We start from the raw sequence: 1,661 nt of genomic DNA, 5'->3' as shown, positions 1-1,661 counted from the left end.
CTGATCGACGTTGGCCTGATTGGCCTTACCGCCACCCTGGTCCACGTTCGCCTGATTGGCCTTACCGCCACCCTGGTCCACGTTCGCCTGATTGGCCTTGCCATCGCCCTGGTGCACGTTCGCCTGATTGGCGCCGTCACCACCCTGGTCCACGTTCGCCTGATTGGCCTTACCGCCACCCTGGTCCACGTTCGCCTGATTGGCCTTGCCACCACCCTGGTGCACGTTCGCCTGATTGGCGCCGTCACCACCCTGATCGACGTTCGCCTGATTGGCCTTACCGCCACCCTGGTCCACGTTCGCCTGATTGGCCTTGCCACCACCCTGGTCGACGTTCGCCTGATTGGCCTTACCGCCACCCTGGTCGACGTTCGCCTGATTGGCCTTGCCATCACCCTGGTCGACGTTCGCCTGATTGGCCTTACCGCCACCCTGGTCGACGTTCGCCTGGTCGGCCTTACCGCCACCCTGGGCACCGCCCTGGGCACCGTCACCCTGGTCGCCACCCTGGGCACCGCCCTGGGCACCGTCACCCTGGTCGCCACCTTGGGCACCGCCGCCCTGGTCGCCACCTTGGGCACCGTCACCCTGGTCACCACCCTGGGCACCGCCCTGGTCGCCACCCTGGTCACCACCGGCCTGGTCGCCACCCTGGTCACCACCGGCCTGGTCGCCGCCCTGGTCACCACCGGCCTGGCCCTGGTCGCCACCAACCTGGTCGCCACCCTGATCGCCACCAGCCTGGTCGCCACCCTGGTCACCGCCAGCCTGGTCGCCACCCTGGTCACCGCCACCCTGGTCACCGCCACCCTGGTCGCCACCGGCCTGGTCGCCGCCGCCGTCACCCGGGTCGGCGTCCCGTACCACGCTCGGCGTGGACTTGACCGTCTGAGGAGCGGCATGAGCGCCCGCTGCTCCCGCGGTTCCGGCGAGAACCGCAGCGATGAAAGAAGCGCCGATAATCCGGGGGATCGGCACTCGAATATTGACAGCCATGACATATCTCCTTGAGCAGAAACTGAGATTTCTATTCGCCTGGATTCGTCACCTCTGGGGCGGCGACTCGGCGCTTTTTCTGAATCCAGATTCACTCAGCTCGAGAACGGGGAAAAGCGACGCACATTCGGGGCTTGACAGGCGCAATACGGGAAGTAGAATTCTGCGCCCTTCCGGCGTCGGCCGGGAAGCGACAGCCGGGGTGGGCGGGTGCACTGCATCGGCGGTGCGCACATCGGATGCCGGAACGTCCCGCACTCACCTCCGGTGGTGTCGGCACAGACGCGCGGATCCGTCACCTCCAGCACGTACGCGTCGGCCGCGTTCCAGCAGGTGCTCCGGCGACTTCGCCCTCCGTCCCGGGAGACGGAGCATTCAGATGGGCGACGAGTCCAAATACGTTTCCGAATGCGCAGATGGCCAGCCATGCCTGAGGCGTCAGGCCCCGGATGATCGGGGCGCAGCAGAAGCAGAACAGATGGATCCTGGCCGGCATCCGGAGACTGCTGCACACACAGTCGTTGACGTGAAAGGGCGGCGTGCTCCGGTGTGGTGCCGGGGTACGCCGCCTGGGGGTGGGTTGGGGGGATGGGGGCTGGTGTTGGTCGGGGTGGTTACTTGGTGTCCTGGTTGAACTTGGTGGTGGCCCAGCGGTAGCCGAGGGC

General features: G+C 66.7%; 1 protein-coding gene. It reads left to right on the top strand.

Translation table 11 applies throughout. The features are described 5' to 3' along the window. Positions 1–1,011, top strand: a 1,011-nt coding sequence (locus LMU33_RS40720; protein WP_228627135.1) for a hypothetical protein, incomplete at its 5' end; no start/stop codon positions are given. Between the last annotated feature and the right edge of the window lie 650 nt (positions 1,012–1,661).

This window comes from Streptomyces barringtoniae (genome assembly GCF_020819595.1).
Lineage (GTDB): Bacteria > Actinomycetota > Actinomycetes > Streptomycetales > Streptomycetaceae > Streptomyces > Streptomyces barringtoniae.
Note: the sequence above shows the minus strand (reverse complement) of the source record. Positions and strands in the feature narration are given on the sequence as shown.